At 73.5% G+C, this 16,135-nt stretch carries 16 protein-coding genes; 11 read left to right on the top strand and 5 right to left on the bottom strand.

Annotated elements, in window-relative coordinates:
- Window position 1 precedes the first annotated feature (1 nt).
- Window positions 2-2,944, bottom strand: a complete 2,943-nt coding sequence (locus tag OIE67_RS04400; RefSeq protein WP_326636889.1) for an AfsR/SARP family transcriptional regulator — start codon at window positions 2,942-2,944, stop codon at window positions 2-4.
- A 357-nt stretch (window positions 2,945-3,301) separates the two neighbouring features.
- Here OIE67_RS04400 and OIE67_RS04395 point away from each other — a divergent pair, with 357 nt between their 5' ends.
- The 3 genes from OIE67_RS04395 (at window position 3,302) to OIE67_RS04385 (ending at window position 6,159) form a co-directional block, all read left to right on the top strand.
- Window positions 3,302-4,402, top strand: coding sequence for a HesA/MoeB/ThiF family protein (locus tag OIE67_RS04395; protein WP_326636887.1), 1,101 nt, complete (start codon window positions 3,302-3,304; stop codon window positions 4,400-4,402).
- Window positions 4,399-5,625 carry a hypothetical protein gene (locus OIE67_RS04390; protein ID WP_326636885.1) on the top strand — a complete coding sequence of 409 codons (1,227 nt, stop codon included), beginning with the start codon at window positions 4,399-4,401 and terminating at the stop codon, window positions 5,623-5,625. Before OIE67_RS04395 ends, OIE67_RS04390 begins: the two co-directional genes overlap by 4 nt.
- A 66-nt stretch (window positions 5,626-5,691) precedes the next feature.
- Window positions 5,692-6,159, top strand: coding sequence for a GNAT family N-acetyltransferase (locus OIE67_RS04385; RefSeq protein ID WP_326636883.1), 468 nt, complete (start codon window positions 5,692-5,694; stop codon window positions 6,157-6,159).
- 13 nt (window positions 6,160-6,172) lie between these two features.
- Here OIE67_RS04385 and OIE67_RS04380 read toward each other — a convergent pair whose 3' ends face one another.
- Genes OIE67_RS04380 through OIE67_RS04370 form a run of 3 tightly spaced genes read right to left on the bottom strand, consistent with a single transcriptional unit; the run spans window position 6,173 to window position 8,052 of the window.
- Complete coding sequence (locus tag OIE67_RS04380) at window positions 6,173-6,718, bottom strand: GNAT family N-acetyltransferase (RefSeq protein ID WP_326636881.1); 546 nt, start codon at window positions 6,716-6,718, stop codon at window positions 6,173-6,175.
- Window positions 6,715-7,347, bottom strand: coding sequence for a helix-turn-helix domain-containing protein (locus tag OIE67_RS04375; protein WP_326636879.1), 633 nt, complete (start codon window positions 7,345-7,347; stop codon window positions 6,715-6,717). Before OIE67_RS04375 ends, OIE67_RS04380 begins: the two co-directional genes overlap by 4 nt.
- Window positions 7,348-7,392: 45 nt before the next feature.
- Complete coding sequence (locus OIE67_RS04370; protein WP_326636877.1) at window positions 7,393-8,052, bottom strand: hypothetical protein; 660 nt, start codon at window positions 8,050-8,052, stop codon at window positions 7,393-7,395.
- A 55-nt stretch (window positions 8,053-8,107) separates the two neighbouring features.
- Between OIE67_RS04370 and OIE67_RS04365 the strand changes: the two genes are divergently transcribed.
- The 8 genes from OIE67_RS04365 to OIE67_RS04330 all read left to right on the top strand — a co-directional run bounded on the left by OIE67_RS04365 (window position 8,108) and on the right by OIE67_RS04330 (window position 14,895).
- Complete coding sequence (locus tag OIE67_RS04365; RefSeq protein ID WP_326636874.1) at window positions 8,108-8,344, top strand: amidohydrolase family protein; 237 nt, start codon at window positions 8,108-8,110, stop codon at window positions 8,342-8,344.
- Window positions 8,332-8,631: a hypothetical protein gene (locus OIE67_RS04360; protein WP_326636872.1), complete on the top strand. Its 300-nt coding sequence runs from the start codon at window positions 8,332-8,334 to the stop codon at window positions 8,629-8,631. The genes OIE67_RS04365 and OIE67_RS04360 overlap by 13 nt, the downstream gene beginning before the upstream one ends.
- Window positions 8,556-9,659, top strand: coding sequence for an MFS transporter (locus OIE67_RS04355; protein WP_326636870.1), 1,104 nt, complete (start codon window positions 8,556-8,558; stop codon window positions 9,657-9,659). Before OIE67_RS04360 ends, OIE67_RS04355 begins: the two co-directional genes overlap by 76 nt.
- A gap of 202 nt (window positions 9,660-9,861) precedes the next feature.
- The gene (locus OIE67_RS04350; protein WP_407674886.1) at window positions 9,862-10,839 is read left to right on the top strand and encodes a threonine ammonia-lyase; all 978 of its coding nucleotides are present in this window, start codon (window positions 9,862-9,864) and stop codon (window positions 10,837-10,839) included.
- A 31-nt stretch (window positions 10,840-10,870) separates the two neighbouring features.
- On the top strand, window positions 10,871-11,404 hold the full coding sequence (locus OIE67_RS04345; protein ID WP_106238792.1) for a thiamine pyrophosphate-binding protein: 534 nt from the start codon (window positions 10,871-10,873) through the stop codon (window positions 11,402-11,404).
- A complete protein-coding gene (locus tag OIE67_RS04340) occupies window positions 11,404-12,570 on the top strand; it encodes an aldehyde dehydrogenase family protein (protein WP_326636864.1) in 1,167 nt (388 codons plus the stop codon). Before OIE67_RS04345 ends, OIE67_RS04340 begins: the two co-directional genes overlap by 1 nt.
- Window positions 12,563-13,570, top strand: a complete 1,008-nt coding sequence (locus OIE67_RS04335; RefSeq protein ID WP_326636862.1) for a hypothetical protein — start codon at window positions 12,563-12,565, stop codon at window positions 13,568-13,570. Before OIE67_RS04340 ends, OIE67_RS04335 begins: the two co-directional genes overlap by 8 nt.
- A gap of 47 nt (window positions 13,571-13,617) precedes the next feature.
- Window positions 13,618-14,895 (top strand): maleylpyruvate isomerase family mycothiol-dependent enzyme, encoded by a 1,278-nt coding sequence (locus tag OIE67_RS04330; RefSeq protein ID WP_326636860.1) that lies wholly within the window; start codon window positions 13,618-13,620, stop codon window positions 14,893-14,895.
- Between the two features lie 194 nt (window positions 14,896-15,089).
- Here the strand turns inward: OIE67_RS04330 and OIE67_RS04325 are convergent, their stop codons facing one another.
- Window positions 15,090-15,938 (bottom strand): alpha/beta fold hydrolase, encoded by an 849-nt coding sequence (locus OIE67_RS04325; protein WP_326636858.1) that lies wholly within the window; start codon window positions 15,936-15,938, stop codon window positions 15,090-15,092.
- Window positions 15,939-16,135 lie beyond the last annotated feature (197 nt).

Here is a 16,135-nt window from a genome sequence, read left to right as displayed (position 1 = left end):
GTCAGCCGGCGGGGTCGTCCAGGCCGGCGAGGCGGGCGCGGAGGGCGTCCGCGTCGCCGGGGGCGAGTTCGGCGGTGAGGGCGAGGGCGCGCTGGAGGGTCGAGCGGCCCTCGCGCAGCCGGCCCGCGGCCAGTTGCGCCTCGCCGAGCCGGCGCAGCGTCCTCGCGCCGAGCGCGCGCTTGCCGCCCCGCCGCCAGGCCAGCGACCCGCGGTAGTAGGAGATCGCCTGCTCGTACTGGCCGAGCAGGTGGTGGATGTGGCCCAGGCTGTCGAGGGTGGCGGACTCGCCGGGCAGGTCGTGCAGCTCGCGGTGGATGGCCAGGGCCTCCTCGCAGCGCCGCAGCGCCTCCCCGTACGCGCCGAGCTGGGCGTGGAACCAGCCGATGTTGTTCAGCACCCGGCCCTCGCCGGCCCTGTCGCCGGCCGCCCGGCAGAGGCGGAGCGCCTGGTCGCTCAGGCGCAGGCCCTCGTCGTACCGGCCGCGGCGGTCCTCGATCACGCTGCGGTAGATGAGGCAGATCGCCTGCCCGGCCGCGTCGTCCTGCCCGCCGAACAGGTCCTGCGCCGCGCGCAGGTGGGCGTCGCTGGTGGCGTCCTGGCCGAGCCGGATGAGGGCCTGGGCCAGACCCACGTGGGCGTGGGCCTGTGCGGCGGGGTCGTCCAGCCGGGCCGCCGCCTCCAGCGCGATGTGGTGCACGGCGGCCTGGTCGTCCGAGCGTCCCTCCTGCGACAGGAAGCCCCAGCAGGCCCCGGCCAGCTGCCAGGCGTGCCGGTCGAAGCCGAGACGGGCGGCGTGCCTGATCGCGGCCAGCAGCGTCCGGTGCTCGCGGCCGAACCAGGCCTCGCTCTGCGCGCGGTCGGTGATGCGGGACACGACCACGCCGGGCCGCGGCGGCGTCGGGGTCAGCGGGACGCGGTGATAGAGGTCGAGCAGCCGGTCGCCCAGGCAGGCGCTGTGCAGGTAGTGGTCCAGCAGCCGGTGCAGTGCCTCGTGGCGTTCCGCCTCGGAGTCGTGCAGGCGGGTCAGCTCCTCGGCGTACGCGCGCAGCAGGTCGTGCCGGCCGTAACGTCCCGGGGTGCGCTCGACGGCCAGGTTCGCCCTGGTCAGCTCGGTCAGCAGGCGCTGCGCCTGGCGTACCGGGATGCCGGCCAGGCTGGCGGCCGCGGCGGTGGAGATCTCGGGCGCGGGCAGCAGGCCGCACAGGCGGAACAGGCGGGCGGCGTCGGGGGTGAGCGCGCGGTAGGACCAGGACAGGACGGTACGCATGTTCGTCGAGGCGTCGCCGCCGTCGAAGACGTCCAGCCCGTCGGCGCTGTCGCCGCTGTCGGCCCGGCCGCCGCGCGGGCCTTCGCCCCCGCCTTCCACGCCCTGCGCGTCGCCGCCCGCCGGGCCGTCCTCTGGGCCGTCCGCCGGGCCGTCCTCTGGGCCGTCCCCTGGGCCGTCGAGGCCCGAGATCAGGGTGCCGAGCGGGAACGACGGGCGCGTCTGGGCGCGGGCGGCCACGATCGCCAGGGCCAGCGGCAGCCCGGCGCACCGCGAGACGATGTCGTCGACCGCCCGCGGCTCGGCGTCCACCTTGTCCACCCCGAGCCGGCGGGTCAGCAGCAGGCGGGAGTGCTCGGGTGAGAACAGCCCCAGCGACAGCGTGCGGGCGCCCTCCGCCGCGACCAGGCCGGTCAGCTCGGCCCGGCTGGTGATCAGGGCCAGGCAGCCGGGCGCGTTCGGCAGCAGCGGCCGTACCTGGTCGGAGTCGAGGGCGTTGTCGAGCAGGATCAGCATGCGCCGCTCCGCGAGCAGGCTGCGGTAGAGCCCGACCTGCGCCTCCAGCGTGGCGCCCACCAGCTCGGACGGCACCCGCAGCGCGTCCAGGAACAGCCGCACCGCCTCCCCGGGCGGCCGGGCGATGTGGGTGGGGCCGTACCCCTGGAGGTTGACGTAGAGCTGGCCGTCGGGGAAGCGGTCGCTCACCCGGTGCGCCCAGTGCACGGCCAGGGTGGTCTTGCCGACGCCGCCGGTGCCGGTGATCACGCAGGGGGCCATGGCGTGCGCGGCGGCGGCGCCGGGAGCCGGGAGCGTCAGCCGGTCCAGCGTGGCCAGCTCCTCCTCGCGAGCCGTGAACAGCTCGGTGTCGGGCGGAAGGTGCCGCGGCACGGCGACGACGGCGGGCGCCGTCCCCGTCAGGTCGTCGCGGCCGGCCAGGATCGCCTGGTGGAGGCGTTGCAGCTCCTCGCCCGGCTCGATGCCGAGCTCTTCGGCGAAGCGGCGCCTGACGCGGCGGAAGACGGCCAAGGCCTCGGTCCTGCGGTCGCAGCGCAGCAGCGCCGTCATCAGCAGGGAGACCAGGCGTTCGCGCAGCGGGTGCTCGCCGACCAGAGCCGTCAGCTCCGCCGCCGCCTCCTGATGCCGTCCCTGCCGCAGGTCGAGGGCGAGCCGCCGTTCCAGCGCCGCCAGCCGTTCCTCCTCGATGCCGGGAACGACGACGTCGGGCAGCCACCGGCCCGCCACGTCGGCCAGCGCCGTCCCCTGCCACAGCGCGAGCCCGGCGCGCAGCAGCCCGATGGCGCGCTCCGTCCCGCCCTCGCCGCCCGTCTCGCCGCCGGCGTTCCCGGCCTCGCGGACCAGCTCGCGGAAGCGGAACAGGTCGATGCGGTCGCGGGCCACCGCGAGGCAGTAGCCGTGCGCCGAGGTCACCAGCTCGACCTCCTCGTACGGCGCCAGCAGCCGGCGGAGCCGGGAGATGTGCCCCTGCACGGCGTTGCGCGCGAACTCGGGCGACTCGGCCCCCCACAACGCGCTCACCAGCCGCGTCACCGGCACGGGACGCCCCGCTTCGAGCAGCAACATCGCCAGCACGGTCCGCTGCTGGGCGGTGGCGGGGCCGAGCCGTCGCCCGGCGTGCCACACCCCCACCGGTCCGAGCAGGCGGAACTCAACGCCGTCCACGGTCAATCACCCACGTCTTCCAGCCACCCCATGCCTCCGCGAGTGCCCGACGTGATCATCTCATGGCAGCCTAACCGCCGACTCAGTGGAAATTCAGCGCTATTTCAGCACCAAAGTCCACTCTTGCCTCAAGCGGCACTCACGGCCGCGGAACCCTCACGAGGAGGAATGTCATGGAGATCAAGGTCAAGAAGGTCGAGTCCGTCAAGGCCACCCAGAACCCCGCCACGTGAGGCGCTGACACCGCCTGGCGATTTCTCCGCGGGGAGGGAGACGAAAGAACGACGCTCACGTCGCGCAGCGCCGTCGCCCTCCCCGCGGGGCCCCTCGAATCCGCGTACTGGCGCTGGAGGCACGATGCGTGTGGCGTTGAAGGAATGTGACTGGGAGGCGGACGGCGAGGATCTGCTCGTGGTCTTCGACGCCCGCGAGGCGATCACGCTGAGCGATCCCGACGGGCAGGTGGCCGCGCTGCTGAGCGAGCTGCGCCGGGCCCCGCGGACGGCGGCCGAGCTGAGCGCCGCCCTCGGCGCGCACGGGTTCGACGTCTCCGAGGACGACGTCAGCCAGGGCCTGAGCGGGCTCGACTCCCTGGGCCTGGTCGAGGACGCCGACGGCAGGAGCCTCGGCGACCCGGACGAGGACGAACGCCACTTCTCCAACCTCTGCTTCTACGGCACCTACGCCGCCCTGGACCGCCACCGCGCCGGCTTCCAGCGGCCGATGCGCGAGGCCCACGTCCTGGTGCTCGGCGTCGGCGGCGGCGGCTCCTCCCTGGTCCAGTGCCTGGCCGGCCTCGGCGTCGGCGAGATGACGCTGGTCGATCAGGACCGCGTCGAACCCCGCAACTTCGCCCGGCAGTTCCTCTACCGGCACGCCGACATCGGCCTGTCCAAGGCCGAGCGCGCGGCCGCGTGGGTGCGCGACTACGACCCGGGCATCAAGGTGAACGCCGTCGACCGCTGGGTCTCCTGCCCCGAGGACCTCGCGGACCTGGTCGAGGGCATCGACCTGATCGCCGGCGGGCTCGACGGCCATCCGCACGCCAATCTCTGGGCGAACGAGGCCGCGGTCCGGGCCGGTGTCCCTTACGTGCTGGGTGGCGCGAACCGTACGCAATTGATGTACCTCTCCGTGGATCCGGGCCGCACGGCCTGCCTGGCCTGCGACTACGAGGACCGGCCCGCCGAGGACACCTCGGAGGGGATCGCGTACCGGATCGTGGAGAACATGAAGCTGAGCAACCCGCTCACCGGGCCGATGGCGATGCAGGTCGGGTCGCTGCTCGCGTTCGAGGCGCAGCGCTACCTGACCGGGTACGAGCCGCCCCGCGCGGCCGGCTTCCGGGTGACCCTCGATCTGCGCGAAGGGCTGACGCCCGCGTGGCAGGCCCTGCCCAGGAATCCCGACTGCCGGGTCTGCCGGCTGGCGCCGCCGCGCGAAGGTGAGCGCCGATGACCGCTACGGGGACGGTCGCGCTCAAGGCGCTCAGCGTCGTACCGGAGGGAGAGGACGAGGTGCTGGTCGGCGACCCCGCCACCGGCACGTTCGTGACGATCCCGGCGGTCGGCGGGGTGGTGATCGCCGCCCTCCAGCGGGGAGCGAGCGTCGCGGAGGCGGCGGCCGAGGCCGAGGAGTTCGCCGGCGAGCCGGTGAACGTGCCGTCGTTCGTGGAGACGCTCGGGGAGCTCGGCTTCCTGGCCGACCCCGCGGACGAGTCCGCCGCGCCCGATCCCGTACGGACCGCGCCGATCCAGGCCCGCCGCTGGATGACCAGCGTCCGCCCGGAGATCGTCCGCCCCTTCTTCGGCCGCGTGGCCTGGACCTGTTACGCCGCCTGCCTGCTGTTCTCGCTGGGCGTCTTCGTCTTTCGGCCGAACCTGATCCCCGCCCCCGCCACCGACGCCTTCCCCTTCGCCGACATCGGGCTGAGCGCGCTGGCCTGGCTGCCGTTCGTCTGGTTCGCGGCGGCCAGTCACGAGGTCGGCCACTGGCTCGGCGCGCGGGCGCTCGGCATCCAGACCCGCTTCGGCGTCGACCGCCGCATGATCATGCTGGTCTTCGAGACGGACCTCACCCAGCTGTGGACGCTGCCGCGCCGCGTACGCTACGGCCCGCTGCTGGCCGGCCTCGCCGTGGACTCGGTGCTGCTCGCCGCCCTGCTCACCGGCCGGCTGCTGATCGATCTCGGCGTCTGGCGGGCCCCTGAGCTGGTCGGGTCGCTGCTGGCCGCCTGGGCGTTCATCAAGGTCATGCAGATGCTCTGGCAGTGCCTGGTCTTCCTGCGCACCGACCTGTACGCGGTGCTGGTCAACGCGCTCGGCTGCCGCAATCTGTGGCGGGTGAAGTCGCTGATGCTGAAGCGGGCGTTCGGCCGGCTGAGCGCGGAGGAGACCGCGGAACTGGCGGACGCGAGCGAGGCCGACCTGCGTACCGGGCGCTGGTTCCGCTGGGTGTGGCTGGCCGGTGGAGCCGGCGTGGCCGCCTGGTTCTGCCTCCTGCTGCTGCCGGTCTTCGCCGAGGTGCTGCGCTGGGCCGCGGAAGGGCTGGCCGAGGGGCCGCTGACGGTGGGCTTCTGGTACCGGCTGCTCTGCGCGGGACTCCTGCTCGGCCCCGAGACGCTGGCCCTGGTCCTGGCCGTCAAGGAACACGCGGGCCGCTTCGCCGCCCGCCGCACCTGACCTCAGAGGCCCGCTCGCATCACGACGCCCACCGACAATTCCCGGATTCGGGATAAGGTCTCAGATGTGGGACATCAGGTGAGGATCGTCGTGGATGATCTGTCCGGGGAGCGGATCGCCGCGTTTCTCCGTGAGCACATGCGGGAGATGCGGTCCACCACGCCCGAGGAGAGCGTGCACGCGCTCGACCTCGACGGGTTGCGCCGGCCCGAGGTCACGTTCTGGTCGGCGTGGGACGGCGAGGCGGTGGTCGGGTGCGGAGCCGTCAAGCGGCTGGACGCGGAGCACGCCGAGTTGAAGTCGATGCGCACCGCCGCCGAGCGCAAGCGTACGGGGATCGCGTCCCTGCTCATGGAGCACATCCTCATCGAGGCCAAATCCATGGGATTCGGCCGGTTGAGCCTGGAGACCGGCTCGACCGAGTTCTTCCTGCCGGCGCGGAGGTTGTACGAGCGGTTCGGGTTCGCGTACTGCGAGCCGTTCGCGGACTATCAGCCTGACGTGCACAGCGTGTTCATGACGAGGCGGCTCTAGCGTCGCAGCCGGCTCAGCCGGTCGCGAGGGGTCGTTGCATGAGGATCGTGTCGATCGAGCGGCCGTGCTTGTGGCCGACCTCGATCAGGCGGCCCGCATGCGCGAAGCCGAAGCGTTCGTGCAGAGCGACCGAGGCGGGGTTGCCGGTGTCGGCGATGACGGCGATCATGCGGCGGAAGCCCGCCGTCGCGCACCCGTCGATCAGGGGGCCGAGCAGGGCGCTGCCCAGTCCCTTGCCGCTCAGGCCGGGGGCCAGGTAGATCGAGTTCTCGACCGTGTAGCGGTAGGCCGGCTTGGGGCGCCACTGGCCGGCGTAGGCATAGCCGGCCACGTCGCCCGACAGCTCGGCGATCAGGAACGGCAACCCGCGGGCGGTGAGGTCGGTCAGGCGCTGCCGCCAGTCGGCGAGTTGCGGCGGGGCCTGGTCGAAGGTGATCACGGTGTGGGTGACGTAGTGGGCGTAGATCTCCGCCACCTTCTTGAGGTCTTCCGGGGTCGCGGGGCGGATGATCGTCTCGGCGTCTGTCACGATGTCCTCGTTTCTGCGGTTTCCGGTCATGGCAAGACGATCATCACGGTGTAGCGGACCGCTCCGGGGCCCGGATTGCGGAAGTGAGACGGTCCCCACAGTCGGAACCGCAGGCAGTCACCCGCTCGGAGCTCGTGGGCGACGCCGTCCACGGTGAGTTCCAGGACGCCGTCCAAGATCCAGACGTGCTGCTCCTGACCGGGGACGGGCGGCCGGTCGTACGGGATGTCCGCGCCCGGCAGGAGATGGCCTTCGACGATCTGGCCCTTGAGCCCGGGGTGCGGCGGGGACACCGAGCGCCGGGTGAAGCCCGACTCCTCGTCCCGCCACACCAGCTGCCGGCCGGCGCGCACCAGTTGCGGCGGCTCCGACTCCACCTCGGCCAGGAGGTGCGACATCGTCCGGCCGTAGGCCGCGCACAGCTTGCCCAGCAGCGCCGCCGTCGGGCTGATCTCCGCCCGCTCCAGCCGGGACAGGGTCGAACGGCTCACGCCCGTCCGGCCGGCGAGGTCGTCCAGCGACCAACCGCGCTCGGTCCGCAACTCGGCGAGCCGCCCGGCCAGCCGCCCTTCGATGCCGCTGGAGGGATCGACCGGGCGGCCGGGGCCGTCGCTCTGGACGTCGGGACCGCCGGGTGCCCGCCCCTGGAGGCTTCTCATATGTGGGAGCATATCCCTGATCAGGGACGGGCGGCATCCCCGTGGTCATGGTGCCGAGGGGACGCCGATCGCGTCGGCCCAGGTGCGGATCAGCTCGTCGTGGCCGGTGAAGTGGCCGCGCCGCAGGATGCCGGCCGGGTCGATGTGGCGTGACTCCGACAGCCCGAACCGGCGCAGCAGGTCGAGGACGAGCGGTCGCGCCGCCGCCGTCAGGGCGGGAGACAGGCAGGAAGCCAGGTCCACGGTGCGGCGGGCGGTGCCGGCCGTGGCGAGCCGGCGCACTCCCGCCCGGCCGTACGCCCCGCCGTCGTGGTTCCACACCTCCATCGGCACCACGCGACCGTCGCCGGTGGCGGGGATGATCCTGGCCTCGACGCCGGCTCCGCCGCAACCGGTGGCGTGAGCGGCGTAGGAGGTCAGGAGGCGGAGCAGCGCGATGGTGAGCCACGCCAGTGCCCCCTCGCCGATCGCCCACACCTCCCCGCCGTCGGAGGGACTCTCCTTGAGAGTGCCCACCTGGACCGCGCCGAGCGCGGAGCCGTTCGCGTGCAGCTCGCAGTAGTACGTGCCGGCGGGCCGGCCGGGCGGTGTGAAGACGGTCCTGTCCGGGTGGAGCTCCGGCGGTCCGGCGGCGATCCCGATCGGCGCCGGCCAGACGTCGACGTGCCGCCTGACCCACCGCCGCAACTCGTCGCCGCCCGCCACCGCATCGGAGCCCGCCGGTGGCCGATCGAGCGGGACCGTCCTGGTCGAGCTGGGAATGTCGCCGATGGCCGCGATCAGGGCCGCGACCTCGGCCGGCGCCCGGCTGCTCGGCGTCGAGGACACGCTCGGCACGCTGCGCGCCGGATACGCCGCCGACCTCGTCCTGTGCGCGGGGGATCCGCTTCGCGACATCGGCCTGCTGTCGGCCCCCGAGCAGATCGTCCTGGTCGCCCAGCAGGGCGTCGTCCGTAAACTCACGCTGCCAGAAAGGAGCGGCTCGTGCCAGACATGAGCTCCGACACCACAGCGCAAAGGCCGCCGGCCGATCTGCACACCGGCTGGACCGGCCGGGTCATCGGCTATGTCGCGGTCCTCGTCCTGGTGAACGTCATGGTCGACACCGTGCTCGCCTCGCCGACCTTCGTCCTGCCGCAACTGCGCGACGCCTTCGACACCACGCAGTTCGCCTGGCTCGACTCCAGCGCGATGCTGGCGGGCGCCATGTGGGCGCCGCCGTCGCCGCCCTGTTCCTCACCGTCGCGATCATCAGGGACGTCTGCGCGCCCAAGTTCGCCATGATCGTGACCGGCGTCGTCACCTCGGGCTCGGCCGCGTTCGGGATCGTGCAGCCGTTCGTGCTGGAGATCGCGACGAAGGTGTTCGGCTGGCAGTTCGTGTTCGTCGTCTCGGCGGCGTTCGCGGCCGTGGCCGCGCTGTTCGTGCGCCTGGTGATCCCGAACTCCCGGATCACGACGCCGGGCCGGGTCGACGTCGCGGGCGCGCTCGTCCTCGGCGGCGGGCTGGCGGGCGTGCTGGTGTACATCAGCCTCGGGCAGGAGTTCGGCTGGCTGAGCCCGCTTCCGGTCGCCGCGCTCGTCCTGGGCGTGGTGGCACTGCTCGTCTGGTACTTCGTCCTGAGCCGCGTCCCTGAGCCGGTGATCGACGTGCGCGGCATCTCCGCGGTATTCGGGCTGGGCCTGCTCGTGGTGGTGATGGGGACGGGCGCGTACCGGAGCATGCTCGCGCTGTTCAGCCTGCTGATCGACGTCTCACCCGACGAGGGCCTCGGCTACGGGATCGCGGGGCCGGCGGCGCTCGGCCTGATGTTCGGCATCCCGTCGATCGGGATCATGCTCGGCGGCATCGTGGCGGGCGCGATCGCCACCCGCGTGGGACCGGCCTGGCCGCTCGCCGCCGGTCTGACGCTCGGGACGATCGCCTCCCTCACGATGTTCACCGTCGGCGCGGCGAACCTGCCGATCGCCGTGATCTGCTCGTTCCTGCTGAGCGTCACCGCGGGCTCGCTGGTCACCTCGGGCTTCAACCTGGCCTCCATCCTGGCCCCGCCCGAGCGGCAGGGCACCGTCTCCAGCATGGTGATGGTCATGGTCGCGATCGGTTCTGTGACCATGAGCTTCGTCGGCTCGGCGATCCTCGGCGCGACGGACGTCGTCGTGGCCGGTGAGACGGTCAACTCCTCGCTCGGCGTGCACTCCTACATCGCGGTCGCGGGCTGCGCGTTCGTCCTCGCCGCCGTACCCGTGACGTTCCTGCTGCGCCGGATGCGCGGCCACGTCGTCACGGACGTCCCCGTGAGCCAGGTCTAGGAGGAACGGCATGACCGACCACGCACCGGCGAGCCCCGCGCAGGCGCGGCATCCGTACAGTCCCGTGCGCGAGACCGGGGCCGGGCTCGTCTTCCTCTCCGGCCAGCTCGGCGTGGCCGACGGCCTTGCGTCGCCGTCGCCGAGCTGCCCTACCGCGCCCGGGTCGAGCTCGACGCCGTCGCGGTGCGGGACGGTGACTGACATGCGGACCGCCTCCCAGGGCGCGCCTGGCCTCGCGGTGACGGCCGGCGACGTCGTCGCGGCGCGCGCCAGGATCGCCGGCCATGTCGTACGGACGCCGCTGCTGCCCGCCTCGTGGGCGCCGGGCGAGCTCTGGCTGAAGGCCGAGAGTCTCCAGCCGATCGGCGCCTTCAAGCTGCGCGGCGCGGTGAACGCGATCGCGCGGCTGCGTCCCGACGTCCGCGCCGGTGGCGTCGTCACGCATTCGAGCGGCAACCACGGCCAGGCGGTCGCCTGGGCCGCCCGCGCGGCGGGCGTCCCGGCGGTGATCGTCATGCCGGAGGGGGCGACGGCGGTCAAGGTGGAGGCGACCAGGGAGCTGGGCGCCGAGGTCGTCATGGCCCCGGCCGCCCGGCGCGAGCGCGTCGCCGGCACCGTACGGGCGGAGCGCGGCATGACGCTGATCCCGCCCTACGACCACGCCGACGTCATCGCCGGCCAGGGGACGCTCGCCCTCGAAGTGCTGGAGGACCTGGACGAGATCGACACCCTGCTCGTGCCGGTCGGCGGCGGCGGGCTGATCTCGGGCGTGGGGATCGCCGTCGCGTCGCTGTCCCCGCGGACCCGGGTGATCGGGGTGGAGCCCGAACTGGCCGCCGACGCCCGCGCCTCCCTCGCCCGGGGCCACCGGGTCGAGTGGAACGCCCGATCGACCGCCCGCACGATCGCCGACGGGACGCGGACACCGGTCGTGGGCGAGCTCAACTTCCCGATCATGCGGGCGACGGTCGACGACATCGTCACCGTGGGCGAGGACGAGATCCTCGCCGCGGTGTCGGCCCTGGCCCGGCGCTCCCGTCTCGTCGTGGAGCCCAGCGGCGCCCTCGGCGTCGCCGCCCACCTGGCCGATCCCGCCAGGTACGGGCGGGCGGTCGCCGTGCTCTCTGGCGGCAACATCGATCCCGCCGTCCTCTTCCGCGCCCTCGCCTTCCCCGTCTGACCGAGACCGTTCTTGAAAGGAGTCACCGCACATGACCTATGCGCAGGCCGTCGCCGACGGCATCTGGGCGGCCGGCACCGCGCGCGTCGGGTACATCCCGTCCGTGACCGTGGCGCCCATCGTCACCGCGCTGATCGCGTCCGACGGCGGCGCGGACGGCAGCTCGCCGCGCGTCACCCCGCTGTCGCGAGAGGAGGAGGCGATCGGCGTGCTGGGCGCGGTGGCGTTCACCGGCCGGCTCGGCGCCGTGGTCATGCAGGACAACGGCTTCGGCAACGCGCTCACGGCGCTCACCACGTTCACCCTGTCGTACCACCTGCCGCTGCTCGTCTTCGCCAACACCAGGGGCGGTCTCGGCGAGTACAACTCGATGATCCACTCCATCAGCCAGCCCATGCCGGCCGTCCTGCGCGCCGTCGGGCTGCCCGTCATCGAGCTGGACCGCAGGAGCGGCCCCGAGGACTGGCACGACACCGTACGGGAGGCCGGGACGCACGCGGTCATGACGTACCGGCCCGTGGTCGTCCTCGGGTCCTTCTGGAACACCGACGGAAAGGTCGCCTGATGAAGCGGATCGAAGCGCTCGGCGTGCTCGCCGGCCTGACGGAGTGCGTCGCGGCCTGCCGCCACTACGTCGACGAGCTGCCCGGCCTGCTGCGGCCGGAGACGTTCGACCTCGACGGCGACACCGGGATCGTGCGGATCGTCCCGATCGGGGTGGTGTTCGCCATCCTGCCGTGGAACTACCCGTGGTGGCAGGTCATCCGGGCGATGCTGCCCGCGATCGCGGCCGGTGACACCGTCGTGCTCAAGCACGCCGAGTCCGTCACCGGGAACGCCCTGGCGATCGAGGAGGCGTTCGGCCAGGCGTTCGGCGCGGACGTGCTGCGGACCGTCGTCGTCGACGCGCCAACCGCCTCGGCCGTGATCGGGGATCCGCGGGTCGCCGCCGTCACCTTCACCGGCAGCGACCGCGTGGGCGCGCTCGTCGCCGCGCGGGCCGGCGCCGCGCTGAAGAAGTGCGTGCTGGAGCTCGGCGGGTCCGACCCGTTCGTCGTCCTGGCCGACGCCGACATTCCCGCCGCGGCCGCCGCCGCGGCACGTTCCCGGTTCCTGAACAACGGGCAGAGCTGCATCGCCGCCAAGCGGATCCTCGTCCACCGCGACGTACGGGACGCGTTCGCGGACGCGCTCATCCCGCACGTCCGCGAGCTGCGGGTCGGCGACCCGGCGGACGAGCAGACAGACGTCGGGCCGCTCGCCCGCCACGACCTGCGCGACACCCTGCGCGACCAGCAGACCCGGGCCCTGGCCGCGGGCGGCCGGCTGATCGCGCGGGCCGACGCGCCGGAATCCGGCCGGGGCGCCTGGTTCGCGCCGTCGGTGATCGAGGTGGACGGGCCCTCGGCGCTGCTGTCCGAGGAGACGTTCGGCCCGCTCGGGGCGCTCACGACCGGCGCGGACGACGACGAGCTCATCGCGCGCGCGAACGCCTCACGGTACGGGCTGAGCAGCAGCGTGTGGAGCGCCGACGACGACCACGCCGCCGCCGTGGGCGCCCGGATCCAGGCCGGGGCCGTCTTCTTGAACACGATCTCGGCGACCGATCCGCGTCTGCCCACCGGCGGCGTCAAGGCCAGCGGGTACGGGCGCGAGCTCGGCCGGTGGGGGTTGCACGAGCTGGCCAACGTCCAGGCCGTGCGCGTCCGTCGAGGGGGACACCATGAATGACGTGAGTCAGGCCGACGTGGTGCTGTCGGGTTACGGCCCTGTCGGCCGGGCCTTCGCCGGGCACCTGGCGGAGCACGCCGGTGAGCTGGCCCGGCGGCACGGCGTCCGGCCGGTCGTCCGCGCCGTCCGGGCGAGCACGGCGCAGTGCCTGCTCCGGCCGGGCGAGCCGGTGCCGCCGCGCCCGGAGTGGAGCCCGCTCGGCCGGCTGGCGGAGACGCTCGACCGGACCGGGGCCCGCGTCCTCGTCCAGGCGGTGCCGTCCTCGCCCGGCGTGCGGCGGCAGGCCGCCGACGAGGCCCTGCTCGCGCTGCGGCGCGGGGTGCACGTGGTCACGGCCACGAAGAGCCACCTGCTCACCCACTGGCGCGAGCTCGGCGAAACGGCCCGCGCGCACGACGCCATGATCCGGATCTCCGGCGCGACCGGAGCCGCCCTTCCGGCCGGTGACCTGGCCAGGACGGGGCTGCGCGGCCTGGGCTGCGCGACGATCAGGGCCTGCCCGAACGGCACCGTCACGTACGTCCTCGACCGCCTCGCCGCCGGCGACCCGCTGCCGGACGCGATCCGCGAGGCGCAGCGCCGCGGCATCGCCGAGGCGGACCCCACCGCCGACCTGTCCGGCGCCGACTCCGCCACGAAGGTACGGCTGCTGGCGGCGCTGGCCTGGGGCTGGGACCCGGCGTCGGTGCGGGTGGCGGCGCAGGCCGTGGACGGGTCCGGCGCCGCCGCCGCGCTGGACGCGCTCTCCAGGGGGCGCCGGCTGCGCGCCGTGGCGAGCGCCCGCGCCGACCGGCCGCTGCTCGTCGAGGTACGGCTGGAGGAGACGGAGCCGGGTGATCCCCTGTACGCGCTCTCCGGGCCGGAGAAGGCGGTCGTGTTCGGCTGTCAGGAGGCCGGGGACGTGGTGGTGAGCGGCGGGCGGTCGAGTCCGCTGGGGGCGGCGCTGGCCCTCGTCAAGGACACCATCGACGTCACGGCCCCGCGCCTCGGCTTCTTCTAGCCCCGCCCGGCTTCTTCTCGTACGCACGACTTCTCTGACACGCAGGAGTGACCCGTGAGACTACCCCCCCCATCAGCCCGAGCGAGCTCTCCGACGGGAGCGTGCTGCCGGCGCGGGTGCGCGAGGTCGCCGTCCTCACCACGGGGGCCGGGCACGGCGCCGCGTACGAGCTCTACTCCCACAGCCGGGTCGCGGCGGCGGTCGGGCTGCCGGACGACGTGGTCGCGGACCTGGTCGCCGGACGGCGGCCGGCGGGGCTGAGCAGGCAGGAGGCGGTCGCGTACGACGTGGCGGCGGGCCTGCACGACGGCGGGCCGCTGCCCGCGACGCTCTACCGGGCCGCGGTCGGGGCGTTCGGGGAGACCGGCATGGCGGAGCTCGTCTTCCTCATCGCCCAGTACGCCGGGATCTCGCTGCTAGCGGGAGTAGGGGGACCGACCTTCTGGTACGTCGCCGGTCAGCACGAACGGCCGGGCCGCCGCGGTCGCGTCCGGTCACGCGGCGATACGATACGTCGATTCCACCACTGGAGGCGATGTGTCGATCCACGCCGAGCCCGGCCGTTCGGAAGTGATCCTGTGACGGGTACGAAGCGCACCCGCGCCGACAGCATGCGCTGGCTGGCCGAGGGCACAACGATCTTCTTCGACGCCCTGGCCACGATGCCGGACGAGCGGCTGGACGGGCCGTCGGCGCTGGACGGCTGGAGCGGCAGGCACCTGCTGGCCCACGTGGCCGCGAACGCCGACGCGCTGCTCAACCTGGCGTACTGGGCGCGTACGGGCGAGGAGCGGCCGATGTACGCCTCCCGCGAGCAGCGCGACGCCGACATCGAGGCGGGCGCGAAACTGCCGGCGGCGGAGCTGCGGGCCTGGGCCGTACGGGCGTCCGGCGCCCTTGCGGCGCGGCTGGCCGAGCTGGACGAGCAGCAGTGGAGCCGGGAGGTGCGCACCTCCCGGGGGAAGGCCATCCCCGCGAGCGAGGTCCCTTGGATGCGCGCACGCGAGTTCATGGTGCACGCCGTGGATCTCGACGCCGGGGTGACCTTCGACGATCTTCCGGCCGGGTTCCTGGCCGCGCTGGTCGACGACATCTCCGCGAGCCGATCCGGCGCCGGCGGCCCGACGCTGACCCTCACGGCCACCGATCACGACGGCACGTGGACGATCGCCGGCTCGGACACTCCCACCGTCGCAGGCTCAGGCGCCCCCGTCGAGGTCACCGGCACCCTCGCCGGCCTGGCCGCCTACCTCTCCGGGCGTCGAGCGCACGGTGTCACCGGCTCCGACGGCGGTCCGGCTCCCCAGCTTCCTGGCTGGCTCTGAGGCGACGCAGGCCTGCCCTTAGCGGCCGGGCGGGAAGTCCGCGCCCCGCGCGACCGCCTCCTGACCGCCGGCGAGCACGCCCTGCTCCGCGAACTGCTGGACCGCCTGGCCGGCGGCAAGCCCTGACGGCGGGCCGGGGCTGCCATCAAGCCGGCGCTGACGGCGGACCGGCGCTGACAACGGCCCGCGCGCGGCTAGTCCCCCTTCACCGAGCAGACAGCCGCGCCGATCACGGGCGTGACCGCCTCCGGATGCGAGACCAGCGTGAGATGCGACCCGCCGGCGAACTTGGTGACCTTCGAGCCGGCCCGCTTCGCCATGGACAGCTGCGACTCGATCGTGATGATCTTGTCGCCGGTGCTGGCGAAGTACCAGGACGGGATCTTCTTCCACGCCGCGGCCCGTGACGGCGTCTGGAACGCGGCCGTCGAGGCGGCCCGCTGCGTGGCCCACAGCCGCTCGGCGACGTCCCTGGGCAGGTCCGAGGCGAAGGAGCGGACGAAGGCGTCCCGCTTGAGGTACAGGTCGCTGGCCCCCACGGGCGCGTTCGCGTAAGAGGCCTTGTCGTACAGGGTGTCGGGGGCGCCGCCGAGCGCGGAGCCGGACCCGCTGAGCTGGGCGGTGGTCTCGCCCGTGTCCGGTGCGGCCGCGTCCACGTACACCAGCGCCTTGACGTTGGGGGCGCCCGCGGCGGCGTTCGTGATGACGGAGCCGCCGTAGGAGTGCCCCACGAGGACGACCGGGCCGGAGACGGTCTTCAGGAACGCCGCGACGGTGGCGGCGTCGCTGTCGAGGTTGCGCAGCGGGTTCCCGATGGCGCGCGCGGTGTAACCGGCCTTGCGCAGGGCGTCCACCTCTCCGTCCCAGCTGGACGCGTCCGCCCACGCGCCGTGCACCAGGACGACCGTCGGTTTGGCGGAGCCCGCTGGACACGGCAGCGGGCTGCGCGCCCGCGCGGCGGCCGGATGTGTCACGGCCGGCGCGACCGCCACGGTCAGCGTGGCCAGGATCGCCATCGTCTTTCCCGCTGTTGTACGGCTCATCTCGTCTCCCCCATCGGCGCTCGTCCCCCTGTCGCGCGCTGACCAGGGACTTCTTCTTTCCAGGAAGCCGCGCCCCTAACTCGGCGGACGCGTCCCCCGTGCGAGCTACCGCGGAATGTCCACCGCGCGGTGACGATTCGCGAGCTGCGATTTCCTACCGTTCTCGGCAGGACCGCGGCGCTCCGGCCGCGGCCAGT

Origin of the sequence: Nonomuraea fuscirosea (genome assembly GCF_035917475.1) — a bacterium.
Lineage (GTDB): Bacteria > Actinomycetota > Actinomycetes > Streptosporangiales > Streptosporangiaceae > Nonomuraea > Nonomuraea fuscirosea.
The sequence above is the reverse complement of the archived record's forward strand: the minus strand, read 5'-3'. Positions and strand labels throughout refer to the sequence as shown.

Bases quoted from the DNA above. Each gene is read 5' to 3' on its own strand.
- OIE67_RS04365 (WP_326636874.1), top strand. From the start codon at position 8,108: ATGTCGCCGATGGCCGCGATCAGGGCCGCGACCTCGGCCGGCGCCCGG.
- OIE67_RS04340 (WP_326636864.1), top strand. From the start codon at position 11,404: ATGAAGCGGATCGAAGCGCTCGGCGTGCTCGCCGGCCTGACGGAGTGC.
- OIE67_RS04345 (WP_106238792.1), top strand. From the start codon at position 10,871: ATGACCTATGCGCAGGCCGTCGCCGACGGCATCTGGGCGGCCGGCACC.
- OIE67_RS04395 (WP_326636887.1), top strand. From the start codon at position 3,302: ATGCGTGTGGCGTTGAAGGAATGTGACTGGGAGGCGGACGGCGAGGAT.
- OIE67_RS04325 (WP_326636858.1), bottom strand. From the start codon at position 15,938: ATGAGCCGTACAACAGCGGGAAAGACGATGGCGATCCTGGCCACGCTG.
- OIE67_RS04380 (WP_326636881.1), bottom strand. From the start codon at position 6,718: ATGACCGGAAACCGCAGAAACGAGGACATCGTGACAGACGCCGAGACG.
- OIE67_RS04375 (WP_326636879.1), bottom strand. From the start codon at position 7,347: ATGAGAAGCCTCCAGGGGCGGGCACCCGGCGGTCCCGACGTCCAGAGC.
- OIE67_RS04335 (WP_326636862.1), top strand. From the start codon at position 12,563: ATGAATGACGTGAGTCAGGCCGACGTGGTGCTGTCGGGTTACGGCCCT.
- OIE67_RS04350 (WP_407674886.1), top strand. From the start codon at position 9,862: ATGCGGACCGCCTCCCAGGGCGCGCCTGGCCTCGCGGTGACGGCCGGC.
- OIE67_RS04390 (WP_326636885.1), top strand. From the start codon at position 4,399: ATGACCGCTACGGGGACGGTCGCGCTCAAGGCGCTCAGCGTCGTACCG.